The organism is Dyella sp. SG609, from assembly GCF_012275375.1.
Classification (GTDB): Bacteria; Pseudomonadota; Gammaproteobacteria; order Xanthomonadales; family Rhodanobacteraceae; genus Dyella_D; species Dyella_D marensis.
Genome location: NZ_JAAZQJ010000008.1, coordinates 170,950 through 184,941 on the forward strand (window position 1 = coordinate 170,950; position 13,992 = coordinate 184,941).

Annotated in this window: 13 protein-coding genes; 8 read left to right on the forward strand and 5 right to left on the reverse strand. The window is 68.4% G+C overall.

Annotated features, from left to right (window positions below):
* Window positions 1–7: 7 nt before the first annotated feature.
* Window positions 8–1,483 (reverse strand): AAA family ATPase, encoded by a 1,476-nt coding sequence (locus FHW85_RS15460; protein ID WP_167252830.1) that lies wholly within the window; start codon window positions 1,481–1,483, stop codon window positions 8–10.
* 106 nt (window positions 1,484–1,589) lie between these two features.
* Between FHW85_RS15460 and FHW85_RS15465 the strand changes: the two genes are divergently transcribed.
* From FHW85_RS15465 to FHW85_RS15495, 7 genes are all read left to right on the forward strand, one after another.
* The gene (locus FHW85_RS15465; protein ID WP_167252829.1) at window positions 1,590–2,681 is read left to right on the forward strand and encodes a PQQ-dependent sugar dehydrogenase; all 1,092 of its coding nucleotides are present in this window, start codon (window positions 1,590–1,592) and stop codon (window positions 2,679–2,681) included.
* A gap of 24 nt (window positions 2,682–2,705) precedes the next feature.
* Window positions 2,706–3,335, forward strand: a complete 630-nt coding sequence (locus tag FHW85_RS15470; protein ID WP_168648848.1) for a YbhB/YbcL family Raf kinase inhibitor-like protein — start codon at window positions 2,706–2,708, stop codon at window positions 3,333–3,335.
* Window positions 3,336–3,480: 145 nt separating this feature from the next.
* Entirely contained in the window at window positions 3,481–3,636 is a 156-nt protein-coding gene (locus tag FHW85_RS15475; RefSeq protein ID WP_167252827.1) for a DUF1328 domain-containing protein, read from the forward strand.
* Between the two features lie 89 nt (window positions 3,637–3,725).
* Window positions 3,726–4,109 (forward strand): DUF883 family protein, encoded by a 384-nt coding sequence (locus FHW85_RS15480; protein ID WP_167252826.1) that lies wholly within the window; start codon window positions 3,726–3,728, stop codon window positions 4,107–4,109.
* Between the two features lie 21 nt (window positions 4,110–4,130).
* Entirely contained in the window at window positions 4,131–4,667 is a 537-nt protein-coding gene (locus tag FHW85_RS15485; RefSeq protein WP_243867873.1) for an ABC transporter ATP-binding protein, read from the forward strand.
* A complete protein-coding gene (locus FHW85_RS15490; protein WP_167252825.1) occupies window positions 4,664–4,954 on the forward strand; it encodes a hypothetical protein in 291 nt (96 codons plus the stop codon). Before FHW85_RS15485 ends, FHW85_RS15490 begins: the two co-directional genes overlap by 4 nt.
* A complete protein-coding gene (locus FHW85_RS15495; protein ID WP_167252824.1) occupies window positions 4,951–6,108 on the forward strand; it encodes an AI-2E family transporter in 1,158 nt (385 codons plus the stop codon). Before FHW85_RS15490 ends, FHW85_RS15495 begins: the two co-directional genes overlap by 4 nt.
* A 4-nt stretch (window positions 6,109–6,112) precedes the next feature.
* On the opposite strand, the gene FHW85_RS15500 is transcribed toward FHW85_RS15495, so the two are convergent.
* The 4 genes from FHW85_RS15500 to FHW85_RS15515 all read right to left on the reverse strand — a co-directional run bounded on the left by FHW85_RS15500 (window position 6,113) and on the right by FHW85_RS15515 (window position 12,875).
* Window positions 6,113–6,877, reverse strand: coding sequence for an SDR family NAD(P)-dependent oxidoreductase (locus FHW85_RS15500; RefSeq protein ID WP_168648849.1), 765 nt, complete (start codon window positions 6,875–6,877; stop codon window positions 6,113–6,115).
* A 12-nt stretch (window positions 6,878–6,889) separates the two neighbouring features.
* Window positions 6,890–8,368, reverse strand: a complete 1,479-nt coding sequence (locus FHW85_RS15505; RefSeq protein WP_168648850.1) for a TolC family protein — start codon at window positions 8,366–8,368, stop codon at window positions 6,890–6,892.
* Window positions 8,368–11,565, reverse strand: coding sequence for a multidrug efflux RND transporter permease subunit (locus FHW85_RS15510; protein WP_168648851.1), 3,198 nt, complete (start codon window positions 11,563–11,565; stop codon window positions 8,368–8,370). The genes FHW85_RS15505 and FHW85_RS15510 overlap by 1 nt, the downstream gene beginning before the upstream one ends.
* A 119-nt stretch (window positions 11,566–11,684) precedes the next feature.
* Complete coding sequence (locus tag FHW85_RS15515) at window positions 11,685–12,875, reverse strand: efflux RND transporter periplasmic adaptor subunit (protein WP_167252820.1); 1,191 nt, start codon at window positions 12,873–12,875, stop codon at window positions 11,685–11,687.
* 142 nt (window positions 12,876–13,017) lie between these two features.
* Between FHW85_RS15515 and FHW85_RS15520 the strand changes: the two genes are divergently transcribed.
* Entirely contained in the window at window positions 13,018–13,977 is a 960-nt protein-coding gene (locus FHW85_RS15520; protein ID WP_167252819.1) for a LysR family transcriptional regulator, read from the forward strand.
* Window positions 13,978–13,992: the final 15 nt, after the last annotated feature.

Below are 13,992 nucleotides of genomic sequence, written 5' to 3' on the forward strand. Positions count from 1 at the left end.
CGGAAGCTCAGTCCGCCGGCACGCAGCGCCCGCGCGCCCAGATGCGCAGCGCTTCGACCTGCTCGCGCATCAGCACCGACAAGGGCCGCGTCGCGCCCAGTGCCGCCAGCATCATCGGCTGGTCCGGCGGCGTGGCGGCGCTGCTGGCGTCGTACAGCGCGCTGACCACGGCCTGCTCGATTTCCGCGCCGGAGAAACCTTCGCTCGCGGCCGACAAGGCCGGCAGGTCGAACTGCTCCACCGGCAGTTTCCGCCGGCGCAGATGCATGGCGAAAATGTCGGTGCGCACCGACGGCTTGGGCAGGTCGACGAAGAAGATCTCGTCGAAGCGCCCCTTGCGCAGCAGCTCGGCCGGCAGTTCGTCCACCGCATTGGCGGTGGCCACCACGAAGACCTTTGCCTTGCGCTCCGCCATCCAGGTCAGCAGATAGCCGAGCACGCGGCGCGATACGCCGCCATCCTCGCCGCCGCTGGCCAGGCCCTTCTCGATCTCGTCGATCCACAGCACGCACGGCGCCAGCAGCTCGGTGCTGTGCAGCGCCTCGCGCAGGTTCTTCTCGGTCTCGCCCTGGTACTTGTTGTAGAGCGCGCCGAAATCCATGCGCACCAGCGGCACGCCGAAGCCGCCGGCGATCGCCTTGGCCGCCAGGCTCTTGCCGCAGCCCTGCACGCCCAGCAGCAGCACGCCCTTGGGCGGGTCGAGCGTGGGATCGGGCTCGGCGGCGAGGAAGATCGCGCGCCGCCGCGCCACCCAGTCGCGCACGCGGCTGACGCCGGCGATGTCGGCGAAGCTGGCGGTGGCGTATTCGTAATGCAGCAGGCCGGAGCGGTTGAGCAGCTCGAACTTGGTGCGCATCAGTTCGGGCAGGTCGTCGGCGGTGAGCGCGCCGTCGTTGTAGATCAGCTTGCGCACGATGCGCCGCGCATCCGTCGCGGCCAGGCCGAGCAGGTTGCGCACGATAGTGCGCGCGGCGTCGCCGTCCACTTCCACGCGGCGGCCGTGCTCGCGCTGCCAGGCCAGCGCCTCGGCGCGCAGGATCGCCGCCAGCTCCTTGATGTCCGGCAGCGACAGCGGCACGCGCATGCACAGCGCTTCCAGCTCCTCCGGCAGCTCGATGCGCGCGCCCACCAGCACCACCGTATGCGCCGCCGAGCGCTGGCGCTGCACGATCTCGCGCAGCTGGCGCAAGGTCATGGCGTAGCGCAGGAACGGGTGGAAATCGAACAGCAGGTAGATGCCGCGCTCGGGCGCGTCGCGGATGGCGTCCAGGGTCGCGTCCGCGTCCGGCGCGAAAGCCTCGCCGCCCTGGGCGAAGTCCAGCCGGTTCAAGCCGTCGGTCAGGGTCCAGCGCCACAGCGGCCGCAGCGACTGCGCAATGACGTGGCGGAAACACTCGATCACCCGCTGTTCGTCCACCGTCTCGATGACCAGCAGCGGCGTGGCCGCGCGCACCAGGGTGGTCAGGTCCTGCAGTTCGCTCATGGCTATGGGGGATCCCTTCTCAGCCGGCGCACGATATCAGAGCGGCAGAGGCAACTTCACGCGCGTCGGTATAGGCTTCGGGGCTCCGCCCACCCGGAGGTCACCCATGCGTCCGTTCCTCGCTCTCGCGCTCGGCCTGCTTGCTCTGCCGGCCCTGGCCGATCCCCAGCTGGACAAACTGACCCTGCCCAAGGGTTTCCATATCGCGGTCTATACCGACCAGACCCCCAATGCGCGCGAGATCGCGCTGGGCGCCAAGGGCACGGTGTTCGTCGGTTCGAACGATGCCGGCAAGGTCTATGCGCTGACCGACAGCACCGGCAGCGGCAAGGCCGACAAGGTGCGCGTGATCGCCACCGGCCTGCAGCTGCCGGTGGGCGTGGCGTTCAAGGACGGCGACTTGTATGTGTCCGCCGTGAGCAAGATCGTGGTGCTGCGCGATATCGAGAACCACCTGGACAACCCCCCGAAGCCCGAGGTGGTGTACGACAAGTTCCCCACCGAGACGCACCACGGCTGGAAGTTCATCGCCTTCGGCCCCGACGGCAAGCTGTACGTGCCGATCGGCGCGCCCTGCAACATCTGCGACAAGGGCAAGGACTACGCCAAGCTCACCCGCCTCAACAAGGACGGCACCGGCCTGGAAGATGTCGCCTACGGCATCCGCAACACCGTCGGCTTCACCTGGCGCCCGGGCAGTAACGACCTGTGGTTCACCGAGAACGGCCGCGACCTGCTCGGCGACGACCTGCCCAGCGACGAGCTCAACCGCCTCACCCGCGTGGGCGAGCATTTCGGCTATCCCTATTGCCACCAGGGCGACACGCTCGATCCGGAATTCGGCAAGGGCAAGAACTGCAAGGACTACACGCCGCCGGTGCTCAAGCTCGGCGCCCACGTAGCCTCGCTGGGCCTGCGCTTCTACGAGGGCAAGCAATTCCCCGCCGCCTACAAGGGTGCGCTGATCATCGCCGAGCACGGCTCGTGGAATCGCACCAAGAAATCCGGCTACCGCGTGATGACGGTGCGCCTCAACGGCAACAAGGTGGCCTCGTACGAGCCGCTGATCGAAGGCTTCATGCAGGACGAGAAAGCCTGGGGCCGCCCCGCCGACGTGCAGCCGCTGCCGGATGGCAGCCTGCTGGTGAGCGACGACCTGAGCGGCGCGGTGTACCGCGTCACCTACCAGGCAAAGTGATCAGCGACTACCGAGGAGACCGCCGTGCAACTTCGCAGTGACAGCTTCCAGGACGGCCAGCCGATTCCCGCGCGCTGCGCCTTCGGCAAGCCGGGCGATCCGGTCGCCCTGTCGGATAACCTGAGTCCGCAGCTGGCGTGGAAGGATGCGCCGCCGGCCACCCGTTCCTACGTGCTCACCTGCATCGACACCGACGTGCCCAGCCGCGGCGACGACGTCAATCAAGCCGGCCGCACGGTGCCGGCGGATCTTCCGCGCGTGGAGTTCGTGCACTGGCTGATGGCCGATATTCCGGTCGAGTACACCGAGCTGGCCGAAGGCGCCTGCAGCGACGGCATCGTCGCGCGCGGCAAGCGCGCGCCGTCCGGCCCGCCCGGCAGCGTGCAGGGCAAGAACGACTACACCGGCTGGTTCCATGGCGACAAGGACATGGGCGGCGAGTACCTCGGCTACGACGGCCCGTGTCCGCCATGGAACGACGAGCGTGTGCATCACTATCACTTCCGCGTGCATGCGCTGGACGTGGAAAAGCTCAACCTCGCCGACGGCTTCACCCTCGACGAGTTGCGCAAGGTGATGCACGGCCACGTGCTGGCGCAGGCGGAGCTCGTCGGCACCTATGCGATCTACGCGAAGGCGGCGGTGCACGCTTAGATCCATTCAAGCGAAAACGCGTGTGCCGCAACGATGTGGTGGCGGCGTGGAGGCTGCGGCGCGCAGCCTTCACGCTCGCGAGGCGCGTGCTATGGATGAATGCGCACCAGGGGTTCCCGTTCGCTGATATCAGAGGAATCGCGCCATGCTTCACTACGCCCTGGTCTTTCTGGTCATCGCCATCATCGCGGCCCTGCTGGGCTTCACCGGAATCGCAGGCACGGCCGCGGGCATCGCCAAGATCCTGTTCATCGTTTTCCTGATCCTTGCCGTGATTGCCTTCTTCCGGCGGGCCAGCTGAACAGACGCGCCGCACGGCGCCCATCCGGGCGGGATTTTCGCTACAGTCGATAGCCCGCAGTCCACGATCCCGTCCCCAAGGAGAACGCCATGAACAAAGAAGTCCAGGCGAAGGAAACGGCTCCCGAGCAGGCCCTCGGCACGGGCGGCAGCCGCATCGAGGAAAGTGCCGAGCGCTTCAAGCGCGCCACCTCCGACGCGGTGGCCACGGCCAAGGACAAGGTCGACCACGTCGCCGACCGCGTCGAGGACGGCCTGCATCGCGCCACCGACAAGGCCGCCGATGCCGCCACCCGCGCCACCGAGAAAGCGGGCGAATACAGCGAGCGCGGCCGCGAAGCCTATGACGAGGCGATGGACCGCGCCGACGTATGGCTGGAACGCGCACGCGACTACGTGCGTGAGAAACCCGTGCAGTCGGTGGCCATCGCGCTCGGCGCGGGCTGGCTGCTCGGCCGCATCCTGCGTCGCTGATCCGGCAAAGAGTCCAGGCGGATGCATGATCCCGGCCGCGAGGGCGGCGGGCGCGAGGACACCGGTCCCGATCCCGCCCGTCCCGACCCACCGTCGCAGGGGCAGGCGTCCGCCGACGCGGACGCCGCCGCGCCGGGCATCCTCGACGATATCGGCCGCGCCGGGCGCGCGGCCAGGCACCTGTTCGGTGCGCAACTCTCCCTGCTGGTGGCGGAACTCGGGCTGGCGCGCAGCGCCGTCTCCTGGATGCTGCTGGCCGGTCTCGCCGCCACCGTGGCCGGCGTGGGCCTGGGTCTCACCCTGATGGCGCTGGCCGGCGTGCTGCTGGCTGCCTGGCTGCATTCCTGGCCGCTGGCGCTGGGCATACTCGGCGTGCTGCAGCTGCTGTTCCTCGGCGGCATGATCATGCTGTTCCGCCGCTGCATGCATTGGCTCACGCTGCCCGACTCCCGCAACGCATGGCGTGAGACCATACGGCAGGCGATGCGCCGCTCCGAAGGCGCAGCGCCGGATCCGGCCGCCGCGCGGCCGGGCGCGAACGGGGAGGAGAGCCTATGAGTCTGTTCAAGCATCTGCGCGCCGTGCGCGAAGCGCGCGGGCGGGTGGCCGATGCGCGCGAGGCGCTGGCGGAACCGGCCGGTGCCCTGCTTGCGCGCGGACGCCGGCATCCGCTGGGCACGGTAAGCGTCGCCGCGGGCCTGGGCTTCGTGCTTGGCCAGTTGAACGTGCATCCGCTGCGCATTCCCGGACTGGGCGCGCTGCTCAACGGCACCGTCGCCGAACTGGTCGCGCAGGGCGTGCGCCTGGTGGCCGAATTCAGCGAAGGCGGCTTCGACCCGTCATGAGCGCCATCGGTCCCCTCGTGCCGCCGCCGGAAGGCAGCGGCGAAATGGCGCCTGCACCGCTGCCGCCGGCCGACGAACCGCCAGCGCGCCATCGGCATCGACCGGCGGTGCGCTTCACCCAGCGGCATCTGCTGGGCATCCGCGCCGTGCTCAACCTGCTGCTGCTGCTGGCCCTGCTCTATACCGTCACGCTCGCCCGCGACCTGCTGATCCCGCTGGTGCTGGCCGGCTTCATCGGCCTGGCCTTCAATCCCATCGTCGCCTTCGCCGCGCGCCGGCGCGTGCCGCGCTGGCTCAGCGCCAGCTTCCTGGTCATCGCGCTGATTGCCGGCATCGGCAACGGCATCGCGCGCCTGACGCCGCCGGCGCTGGAATGGTTCCACGACGCGCCCAGCCTGGTGCGCAACTTCGTGCCCAAGCTGCGCACCATCATGCAGCCGCTGGAAGCGGCCAACCGGGCCACGCAGAGCCTGGTCGGCGGCCAGCTGTCGCGTCCGCCGCCGCGCGCCGCGCCGGTGACGATCGACGCCTGGGACGTGCTGGCCGGCACGCCCAAGGTGCTGGCCGCGGTGCTGACCGTGGTGCTGCTGGTGTTTTTCTTCCTGATCTACGGCGACACCTTACTGCGGCGCCTGGTCGAGATCGCGCCCAACTTCCGCTACAAGCGCCGTACGGTATCCATCGTGCGCAGCATCCAGGTGGAGGTGTCGCGCTACATCCTCACCACGGTGGTGATCAACGCGACGCTGGGCGTGGTCACCGCGACGATGCTGTGGGCCTATGCCGTGCCCGATCCGCTGCTGTGGGGTTCGGTGGCGATGATCGCCAACTTCATTCCCTACGTCGGCTCGATCACTACCACCGCCTTGCTGGCAGTGGTGGGCCTGATCCATTTCGACCAGCCCGGCCAGGCCTTGCTGCCCGCGCTGACCTTCGCCGGCATCACCGCGGTGGAAGGCAACCTGATCACGCCGCTGATCCAGGGGCGCCGCATGCGCCTGAGCCCGGTGGCGATCCTGCTGTGGCTGCTGGTGTGGGGCTGGCTGTGGGGCATTCCCGGCGCCTTGCTGGCGGTGCCCATGCTTACCAGCGTGAAGCTGATCGCGGAGAAGATCCGCGGCTGGCGCTGGTTCGCCATGGTGGTGCAGCGCTAGCGGATCACCAGGCGATCGGCGCGCGGTCGCGGAAGAAACCGCCGGTGATCGCGCCCTGCGAGGGCAGGCTGGCCGCCCACACGATGCCGGCCGCGCCGTCGGCGACGGGCCGACCGCCCGGACCGCCCATATCGGTGGCGACCCAGCCGGGGCAGACCGCATTGACCAGGATCCCGCTGCCTTTGAGCTCGGCGGCGAGCATGCGCGTATAGCTGTTGAGCGCGGCCTTGGACACCCGGTACGCGGGGCAGTCCTCGCCCTCGCTGTCGATCGCGCCGCAGCCGCTGGAGACATTGACGATGCGCCCGTAGGCATGGCGCCGCATGAAGGGAATGGCGGCTTCGCTGAGCCGCCAAGCCCCGAGCAGGTTGGTGTCCAGTGCGCCGCGCACGTAGGCCAGGTCCACCGAGGACGCGCGCTCGTCGAGATTGAAATACGCGCCCGCGTTGTTCACCAGCACGTCGAGCCGCCCGTAGTCGCGCCCGATGCGTTCGGCCAGCGCATCCACGTCCGCTTGCGCCGTCACGTCCAGCTGCACGGCGGTGACGTCGCCGCCTGCCCGCCGCAGCGCCTTCGCCGCCTTTTCGCCGGCGGCGAGCTGGCGGGCGCCGAGCAGCACGGTCATGCCGGCCGCGGCGAGCTGGCGCGACACCTCCAGCCCGAGTCCGCGGTTGGCGCCGCTCACCAGCGCCACGCGCTGGCTCGGTGGCGGTTCGGTGCCGAAGCGCTCGCGCGGCGCGCGGCGCGGAAACGGGACAGGAGGACTCATGGCGCTACACCCTCACGGCACCTGGGCAAGGTTGCTGCAGCTCTCGTCGCCGCAGGCTTCCCAGCCGCCGCCGATGGCCTTGTACACCGCCACGGCGCGCAGGTTGATCGCCGCTTCCGCTTCGGCCAGCGCGTCCTCGGCGGAAAGCTGCGTGCGCTCCGCATCGAGCAGCTGCAGGAAGTCCGCGGCGCCTTCGTTGTAGCGCACCCGCGCCAGGTCGGCGGCGCGGCGGCTCTGCGCCACCTGGTCGAACAGCTTCTGCACGCGCTCGCGCTGCAGATTGAAACCGACCAGGGAGTTGCTGACGTCTTCCACCGCCTGCAGCACGGTGCGCTGGTAGTTGGCCAGCGCCGCATCGGCGCGTGCTTCGCTCGCCTTCACGTTGTTGCGCACGCGCTGCACGTTCAGGCCCGGCCAGCTGATGCTCGGCGCGATCGACCAGGCGCGCGAGGACGGACCGCCGAAGTCGTTGCTGCGTCCGGCCAGGAAGCCCACGAAACCGCCCAGCGTGATGTGCGGGAACCAGTCGGCCTTGGCCACGCCGATGCGCGCATTGGCCGCGGCCAGTTCGCGTTCGGCGATGCGCACGTCGGCGCGGCGCGCCAGCACGTCGCCAGCGTTGCCGATCGGCAGCGCCACGTCGATCGGCTTGAAGCTGCCGGGCGACAGGTCGATGTCCAGTTCGCCCGGACGCTCGCCCAGCAGCACCGCCAGATGTGCTTCGTCCGCATGCGCCTGCGTTTCCAGCACCGGCAGCTGCGCTTCGGTGGAGGCCAGCCGGGCGTTGGCGCTGGCCACGTCCTGCTCCGAACCCGTGCCGATGTCGAAGCGTGCGCGGATCAGCCGCATGGTCTCGCGCTGGTTGTCGATGTCGCGCTTGGCTACGTCGATACGCAGCTGGGTGCCGCGCAGGTCGAAGTAATAACGCGCCACTTCGGCGAACAGCGTCACCTGCGCGTCCTGCAGCGAGGCCGCGCTGGCCTGCGCCTCGGCGCCGGCCGCCTCCACCGAGCGGCGCACGCCGCCGAACAGGTCCAGCTCCCAGCTGGCGTCGAAGCCGGCGCGGTAGCTTTCGGTGGTCACGCGGTCGGTGGTGAAGCCCGGCTGCTGCTGGCGGCTGCGCTGGTAGCCGATGTTGGTGTCGACGGTGGGCCACTGGTCGGCGCGGGTGACGCCGAGCAGGGCGCGCGATTCCTTCAGGTGCGCAATGGCGATCTTCAGGTCCGGCGCGTTCTTCGCCGCGCGCTGGATCAGTGCATCCAGCGCGGGGTCGTTGAACTGCTTCCACCACGCGGCCTGGAAGCCTTCGGCGGTTTCCTGCTTCGCATCGGCTTCCTGCAAGGTGAGCGGTTTCTCGTCGGGCCGGTGGTAATCCGGCCCGACGCTCACGCAACCTGCCAGCAGCAGGGCGGCGGCCATCGCACTCAGGCGTGCCTGCCTGGGCGCGCGGCGCGCGAACCAGCCCTGCACGGTTTCAATCAAGGTAAGCATCAGTGTTCCTCCAGCGCGGGCGTGTTGAGGCCCTTGGCAGCGCGGCGTTCGGCGCGGCGTTCGGCGGCGCGCTCGCTCCAGCCGCGGATGATCACGTAGAACAGCGGGGTGAAGATCAGGCCGAAGAAGGTGACGCCGAGCATGCCGGCGAACACCGCCACGCCCATGGCATGGCGCATTTCCGCGCCGGCGCCGTGCGAGGTGACCAGCGGCACCACGCCCATGATGAAAGCGATCGAGGTCATCAGGATCGGGCGCAGTCGCAGGCGGGCGGCTTCCAGCACGGCCTGCTTGCGGTCCATGCCTTCCAGGATCTGCGCTTCGCGGGCGAACTCCACGATCAGGATGGCGTTCTTGCAGGCCAGGCCCACCAGCACGATCAGGCCGATCTGGGTGAAGATGTTGTTGTCGCCGCCGGAGAGCCACACGCCGGAGATCGCGGACAGCAGCACCATCGGCACGATCAGGATCACCGCCAGCGGCAGGGTCAGGCTTTCGTACAGCGAAGCCAGCACCAGGAACACCAGCAGTACGCACAAGGGGAACACCAGTACCGCGGTATTGCCGGCCAGGATCTGCTGATACGTCAGCTCGGTCCATTCGAACGACATGCCGTTGGGCAGGTTCTCGCGCGCCAGCTTCTCCATCGCATCCTGCGCCTGGCCGGAGCTGAAGCCCGGGCCGGGGCCGCCGTTGATCTCGGCGGTGGGATAGCCGTTGTAGTGCTGCACGCGGTCCGGGCCCACGCCCTGGTGCACGGTCAGGAACGAACCGAGCGGGATCGCATCGCCGCGCGCATTGCGGGTGCGCAGCTGCAGCAGGTCTTCCGGTTCACGGCGGAAGTGCTGGTCGGCGGACACGTTCACCTGGTAGGTGCGGCCGAAGCGGTTGAAGTCGTTGACGTAGAGCGAGCCCATATAGGCCTGCATGGCCTGATACACGTCGGCCAGATCCACGCCTTCGGCCTTGGCCTTCTCGCGGTCCACGTTCGCGTCGATCTGCGGCACGCTCACCTGGTAGCTGGAGAACAGGCCGGCCAGGGTCGGCGTCTTGCGGCTTTCGGCGATCAGGTTCTGGGTCTGCTTGTACAGCTCCTCGAAGCCGACGTCGCCGCGGTCCTCGATCTGGATGCGGAAACCGCCGATCGTGCCCAGGCCCATCACCGGCGGCGGCGGGAACACCGCGATGTACGCGTCCTGGATACCGGCGAACTTCTGGTTCAGCGCCATCGAAATGGCACCGGCCGACAGCGAGGCGTCGCGGCGCTCCTCGAACGGTTTCAGCGTGGCGAACACGATGCCGGAGTTGGTGCTGTTGGTGAAGCCATTGATCGACAGGCCCGGGAAGGCCACCGCGCTCTGCACGCCCGGCTGCTTCAGCGCGATGTCGCTCATGCGGCGGATCACGTCTTCGGTGCGGTCCAGCGAGGCGGCATCGGGCAGCTGGGCGAACGCCACCAGGTACTGCTTGTCCTGCTGCGGCACGAAGCCGGTCGGCACGTGGGCAAAGCCCAGGAAGCCCAGCGCCACCAGGCCGCCGTACACCATCAGGGTGACGGTGCCGGCGCGCAGCACGCGCTTCACGCCGCCGACGTAGCGGTTGGCGCCGCTGCTGAACACGCGGTTGAACGGACGGAACACCCAGCCCAGGCTCTTGTCCATCCACACCGTGAGCTTGTCCTTCGGCGCGTCATGGTCGCGCAGCAGGATGGCGGCGAGCGCCGGGCTCAGGGTCAGCGAGTTGAACGCCGAGATCACCGTGGAGATGGCGATGGTCAGCGCGAACTGGCGGTAGAACTGGCCGGTCAGGCCGCTGATGAAGGCGGTCGGCACGAACACCGCGCACAGCACCAGGGCGGTGGCGACGATCGGGCCGGTCACTTCCTTCATCGCCTGGCGCGTGGCTTCCTTGGGCCGCATGCCGTGCTCGATGTGGCGCTCGACGTTTTCCACCACCACGATGGCGTCGTCCACCACGATGCCGATCGCCAGCACCAGGCCGAACAGCGACAGCGCGTTGAGCGAGAAGCCCGCCAGGTACATCACCGCGAACGTGCCGATCAGCGACACCGGCACCGCCACCAGCGGAATGATCGAGGCGCGCCAGGTCTGCAGGAACAGGATCACCACCAGCACCACCAGGGCGATGGCTTCGAACAGCGTATGCACCACCGCTTCGATCGAACCGCGCACGAACACGGTCGGGTCGTACACGATGTGATAGTCCACACCCTGCGGGAACTCCTTCTTCAGCTCCGCCATGGTGGCGCGCACTTCGTCGGAGATCTGGATGGCGTTGGAGCCCGGGCGGGCGAAGATCGGAATCGCCACTGCCGGCTGGTTGTCCAGCAGGCTGCGCAGCGCGTAGTTGTTGGAACCCAGTTCCACCCGGGCCACGTCGCGCAGATGCGTCACGCCGCCGTCGGCGGTGGTGCGCACGATGATGTTGAGGAAGTCTTCCTCGGTGACCAGGCGGCCCTGCGTATTGATGTTGAGCTGGAACGCGGCATTGCCGGGGCCGGGCGGCGCATTCAGCGCACCGGCGGCCACCGCCACGTTCTGCTCCTGGATGGAATGGACCACGTCGCCGGTGGTGAGCTGGCGCGAGGCCAGTTTCTCCGGATCCAGCCACACGCGCATGCTGTATTCGCCGGCGCCGAACAGCTGCACGTCGCCCACGCCGTTCAGGCGCGCCAGCTGGTCCTTGATGTGCAGGCGCGCGTAGTTCGACAGGTACAACATGTCGTAGCGGTTATCGGGCGAGGTGAGGTGCACGACCATGGTCAGGTCGGGCGAGCTCTTCTGCGTGGTCACGCCCAGGCGCTGCACTTCCTGCGGCAGCTTGGTCAGGGCCTGCGCCACGCGGTTCTGCACCTGAACCTGCGCGTTGTCCAGGTCGCTGCCCAGCGCGAAGGTCACCGTCAGCGTCATGGCGCCGTCGCTGGTGGACTGCGAGGAGGTATAGAGCATGCCTTCCACGCCGTTGATCTGTTCTTCCAGCGGCGTGGCGACGGTTTCGGCGATCACCTTGGGGTTGGCGCCGGGGTAGCTGGCGCGCACCACCACGGTGGGCGGCACCACTTCGGGATATTCGGAGATCGGCAGCTTGAACAGCGAAATGCCGCCCGCGATGACGATCAGTACGGAGAGGACGCCGGCCAGGATCGGCCTGTCCACGAAGAATTGGGCGATTTTCATCGGATCGGTCCTGAGAGTTCTTTAGGACAAGCCGGCCCCGAAGGCGCGTGTTCCACGCGCCTGGCGATGCCGTTCGTTCCATCCCCGCGCCGGGTTCGGCGCGGGGCCATGTCCATCGATTAGTGCTGCGCGGCAACCTTGTTGCTGCCGCCGCCGCCGAGGGCGAGCTGCTTGTCCGGGTCGAGGCTGCGGGTTTCCATCGCTACCTTGGTGGCGTTGACCTCGGCGCCGGGGCGCACGTGCTGCAGGCCGTTGACCACCACCACGTCGTCCTTGTTCAGGCCTTCCTCGACCACGCGCAGGCCGTCGAGCAGCGGGCCGGTGACGACGCGGCGGTATTCCACCTTGCGGTCCTTCAGCACCAGCACGTACTTGTTGCCGAGGTCCGAAGCCACCGCGCGGTCGTCGATCAGGGCGCGCGGGCGCTGGCTGTCGCTGCGCAGCTGCACGCGCACGTACAGGCCGGGGGTGTAGCTGCCGTCGGCGTTGTCGAACACCGCGCGCAGGCGGATCGTGCCGGAGCCGGCGCGCAGCTGGTTGTCGACGAAGTCGATGCGGCCGGCGTGCGGGAAGCCCTGCTCGTTGGACAGCGCCATGGCGACCTTCGGCGCCACGCCGCGCTCGCGGCGCAGCTGCTCGAGCTTCAGATAGCTGTGCTCGTCGACGTCGAAGTAGGCGTAGACCGGGTTCACGCTGACCACGCTGGTCAGCACGTCATTGCTGGTGACCAGGTTGCCGGGCGTGATCAGGGCATTGCTGACGCGGCCGTCGACCGGCGCGCGCACCTCGGTGAAGCCGAGGTTGAGCTTGGCGGCGTCCAGCGCGGCGCTGGTGGAGGCCAGCTGCGCCTTGGCGCTCTGCGCGGCCGTGCTGAGGCGGTCGCCTTCCTCGCGCGAAATGGCGTGCTGCTCCAGCAGGCGCTGGCCGCGGGCGGCATTGGCGTCGGCCAGGGTCAGCTCCGAACGGGCCTGGCTGAGATTGGCCTGCAGCCGGTCCACTTCGGCCTGGTAGGGGCGCGGGTCGATGCGGAACAGCAGCTGGCCCTTCTTGACCAGGGCGCCCTCGGTGAAATGCACCGAGTCCACATAGCCGCTCACGCGCGGCCGCAGCTGGATGGTGTCCACCGCCTGCAGGCGGCCGGTGAACTCGTTGGAATCGTTGACCGCGCGCACCAGCACCTGGGCGACGGTCACTTCCGGCGGCCCGCCGGCGGCGGCCTGGGCGTGGGTTTCGCCGCGGCTGCCGAGCACCGCCCAGCTGCCGGCCACGGCAACCACGGCGAGGGTGGCGAAGATCCATCGTTTCTTCATGATGCGCTCCGAGAATTAGTGAACCGATCGGTTCAAACCGTTCGAGGCGCGAGAGAATAGGTGTACCTTCCGGTTTAGAAAATCCCTCCCTTGTGCAATGCAGTAGTGACTGTCAGTCACGAATGGGCGCAGAATCGACGCTATGGAAGACTTTGCCGCAATATCCGCCTTCGTTCGCGTGGTCGAGGCCAAGAGCTTCGCCGCCGCCGCCTCCCAGCTCGGCATGACCCCCTCCGGCGTCAGCCGGGCGGTGTCCCGCCTGGAGGAGCGCCTCGGCGCCCGGCTGCTGTTCCGTTCGACCCGTTCGCTGCGGTTGACCGACGATGGCGCCGCGTTTCACGCACGTTGCAAGGAAATCCTTGCCGATCTGGCCGAAGCCACCGAGGCCCTGAACTATGCCACCCGCAAGCCCACCGGCCGCCTGCGCGTGGGTATTTCGCTGGCCGTCGGCCGCGCCGCCGTAATCCCCCGCCTGGACGAATTCGAGCGCCGCTACCCGGATATCCGCCTGGAACTGTCCATGAGCGACAGCCCGGCCGACCTCAACGAAGAAGGTATCGACTGCGCCATCCGCGTCGGCGAGCTGGAGGATTCCAGCCTGATCGCCCGCAAGATCGGCTACCTGCGCAACGTGGTCTGCGCCTCGCCCGAGTACCTGGCCAAGTACGGTGCGCCGCGCAGCATCGAGGACCTCAAGCAGCACCGCATCATCAACTACGTCTATCCCAACCGCCGCCCGCGCCAGTGGCAGTTCGACACGCCCAGCGGCCAGGTCGGCGTGGACGTCGATGCACACCTGCTGATCAATGACGGCGAGTCGGTGATCCAGGCCGCCGCCGCGGGCCTGGGCATCACCCAGGCCCCCCACATGCTGCTGTGCTGCATGCTCGACAAGGGCATGCTCGAGCTGGTCATGACCGACACCATCTCCACCGGCAAGCCGGTGTGGATCGTGTACCCGCAGAAGAAGCACCTGTCGGCGCGCGTGCAGGCCTTCATCGAATGGGTGCGCGAGCTGTTCGACCGCACCAACGAGCCGGGCTACAAGAAGGCGCCGGTAGCGGGGAAGGTGGAAGCGCCGGAACGCTTGAGCGCCGCCTAAGTCGTTGAAGCCCCG

Excerpts from the sequence above, each read along its gene's own strand:
- FHW85_RS15460 (WP_167252830.1), bottom strand. The coding sequence starts at position 1,483 with ATGAGCGAACTGCAGGACCTGACCACCCTGGTGCGCGCGGCCACGCCG.
- FHW85_RS15465 (WP_167252829.1), top strand. The coding sequence starts at position 1,590 with ATGCGTCCGTTCCTCGCTCTCGCGCTCGGCCTGCTTGCTCTGCCGGCC.
- FHW85_RS15475 (WP_167252827.1), top strand. The coding sequence starts at position 3,481 with ATGCTTCACTACGCCCTGGTCTTTCTGGTCATCGCCATCATCGCGGCC.
- FHW85_RS15480 (WP_167252826.1), top strand. The coding sequence starts at position 3,726 with ATGAACAAAGAAGTCCAGGCGAAGGAAACGGCTCCCGAGCAGGCCCTC.
- FHW85_RS15485 (WP_243867873.1), top strand. The coding sequence starts at position 4,131 with ATGCATGATCCCGGCCGCGAGGGCGGCGGGCGCGAGGACACCGGTCCC.
- FHW85_RS15490 (WP_167252825.1), top strand. The coding sequence starts at position 4,664 with ATGAGTCTGTTCAAGCATCTGCGCGCCGTGCGCGAAGCGCGCGGGCGG.
- FHW85_RS15495 (WP_167252824.1), top strand. The coding sequence starts at position 4,951 with ATGAGCGCCATCGGTCCCCTCGTGCCGCCGCCGGAAGGCAGCGGCGAA.
- FHW85_RS15500 (WP_168648849.1), bottom strand. The coding sequence starts at position 6,877 with ATGAGTCCTCCTGTCCCGTTTCCGCGCCGCGCGCCGCGCGAGCGCTTC.
- FHW85_RS15505 (WP_168648850.1), bottom strand. The coding sequence starts at position 8,368 with ATGCTTACCTTGATTGAAACCGTGCAGGGCTGGTTCGCGCGCCGCGCG.
- FHW85_RS15510 (WP_168648851.1), bottom strand. The coding sequence starts at position 11,565 with ATGAAAATCGCCCAATTCTTCGTGGACAGGCCGATCCTGGCCGGCGTC.
- FHW85_RS15515 (WP_167252820.1), bottom strand. The coding sequence starts at position 12,875 with ATGAAGAAACGATGGATCTTCGCCACCCTCGCCGTGGTTGCCGTGGCC.
- FHW85_RS15520 (WP_167252819.1), top strand. The coding sequence starts at position 13,018 with ATGGAAGACTTTGCCGCAATATCCGCCTTCGTTCGCGTGGTCGAGGCC.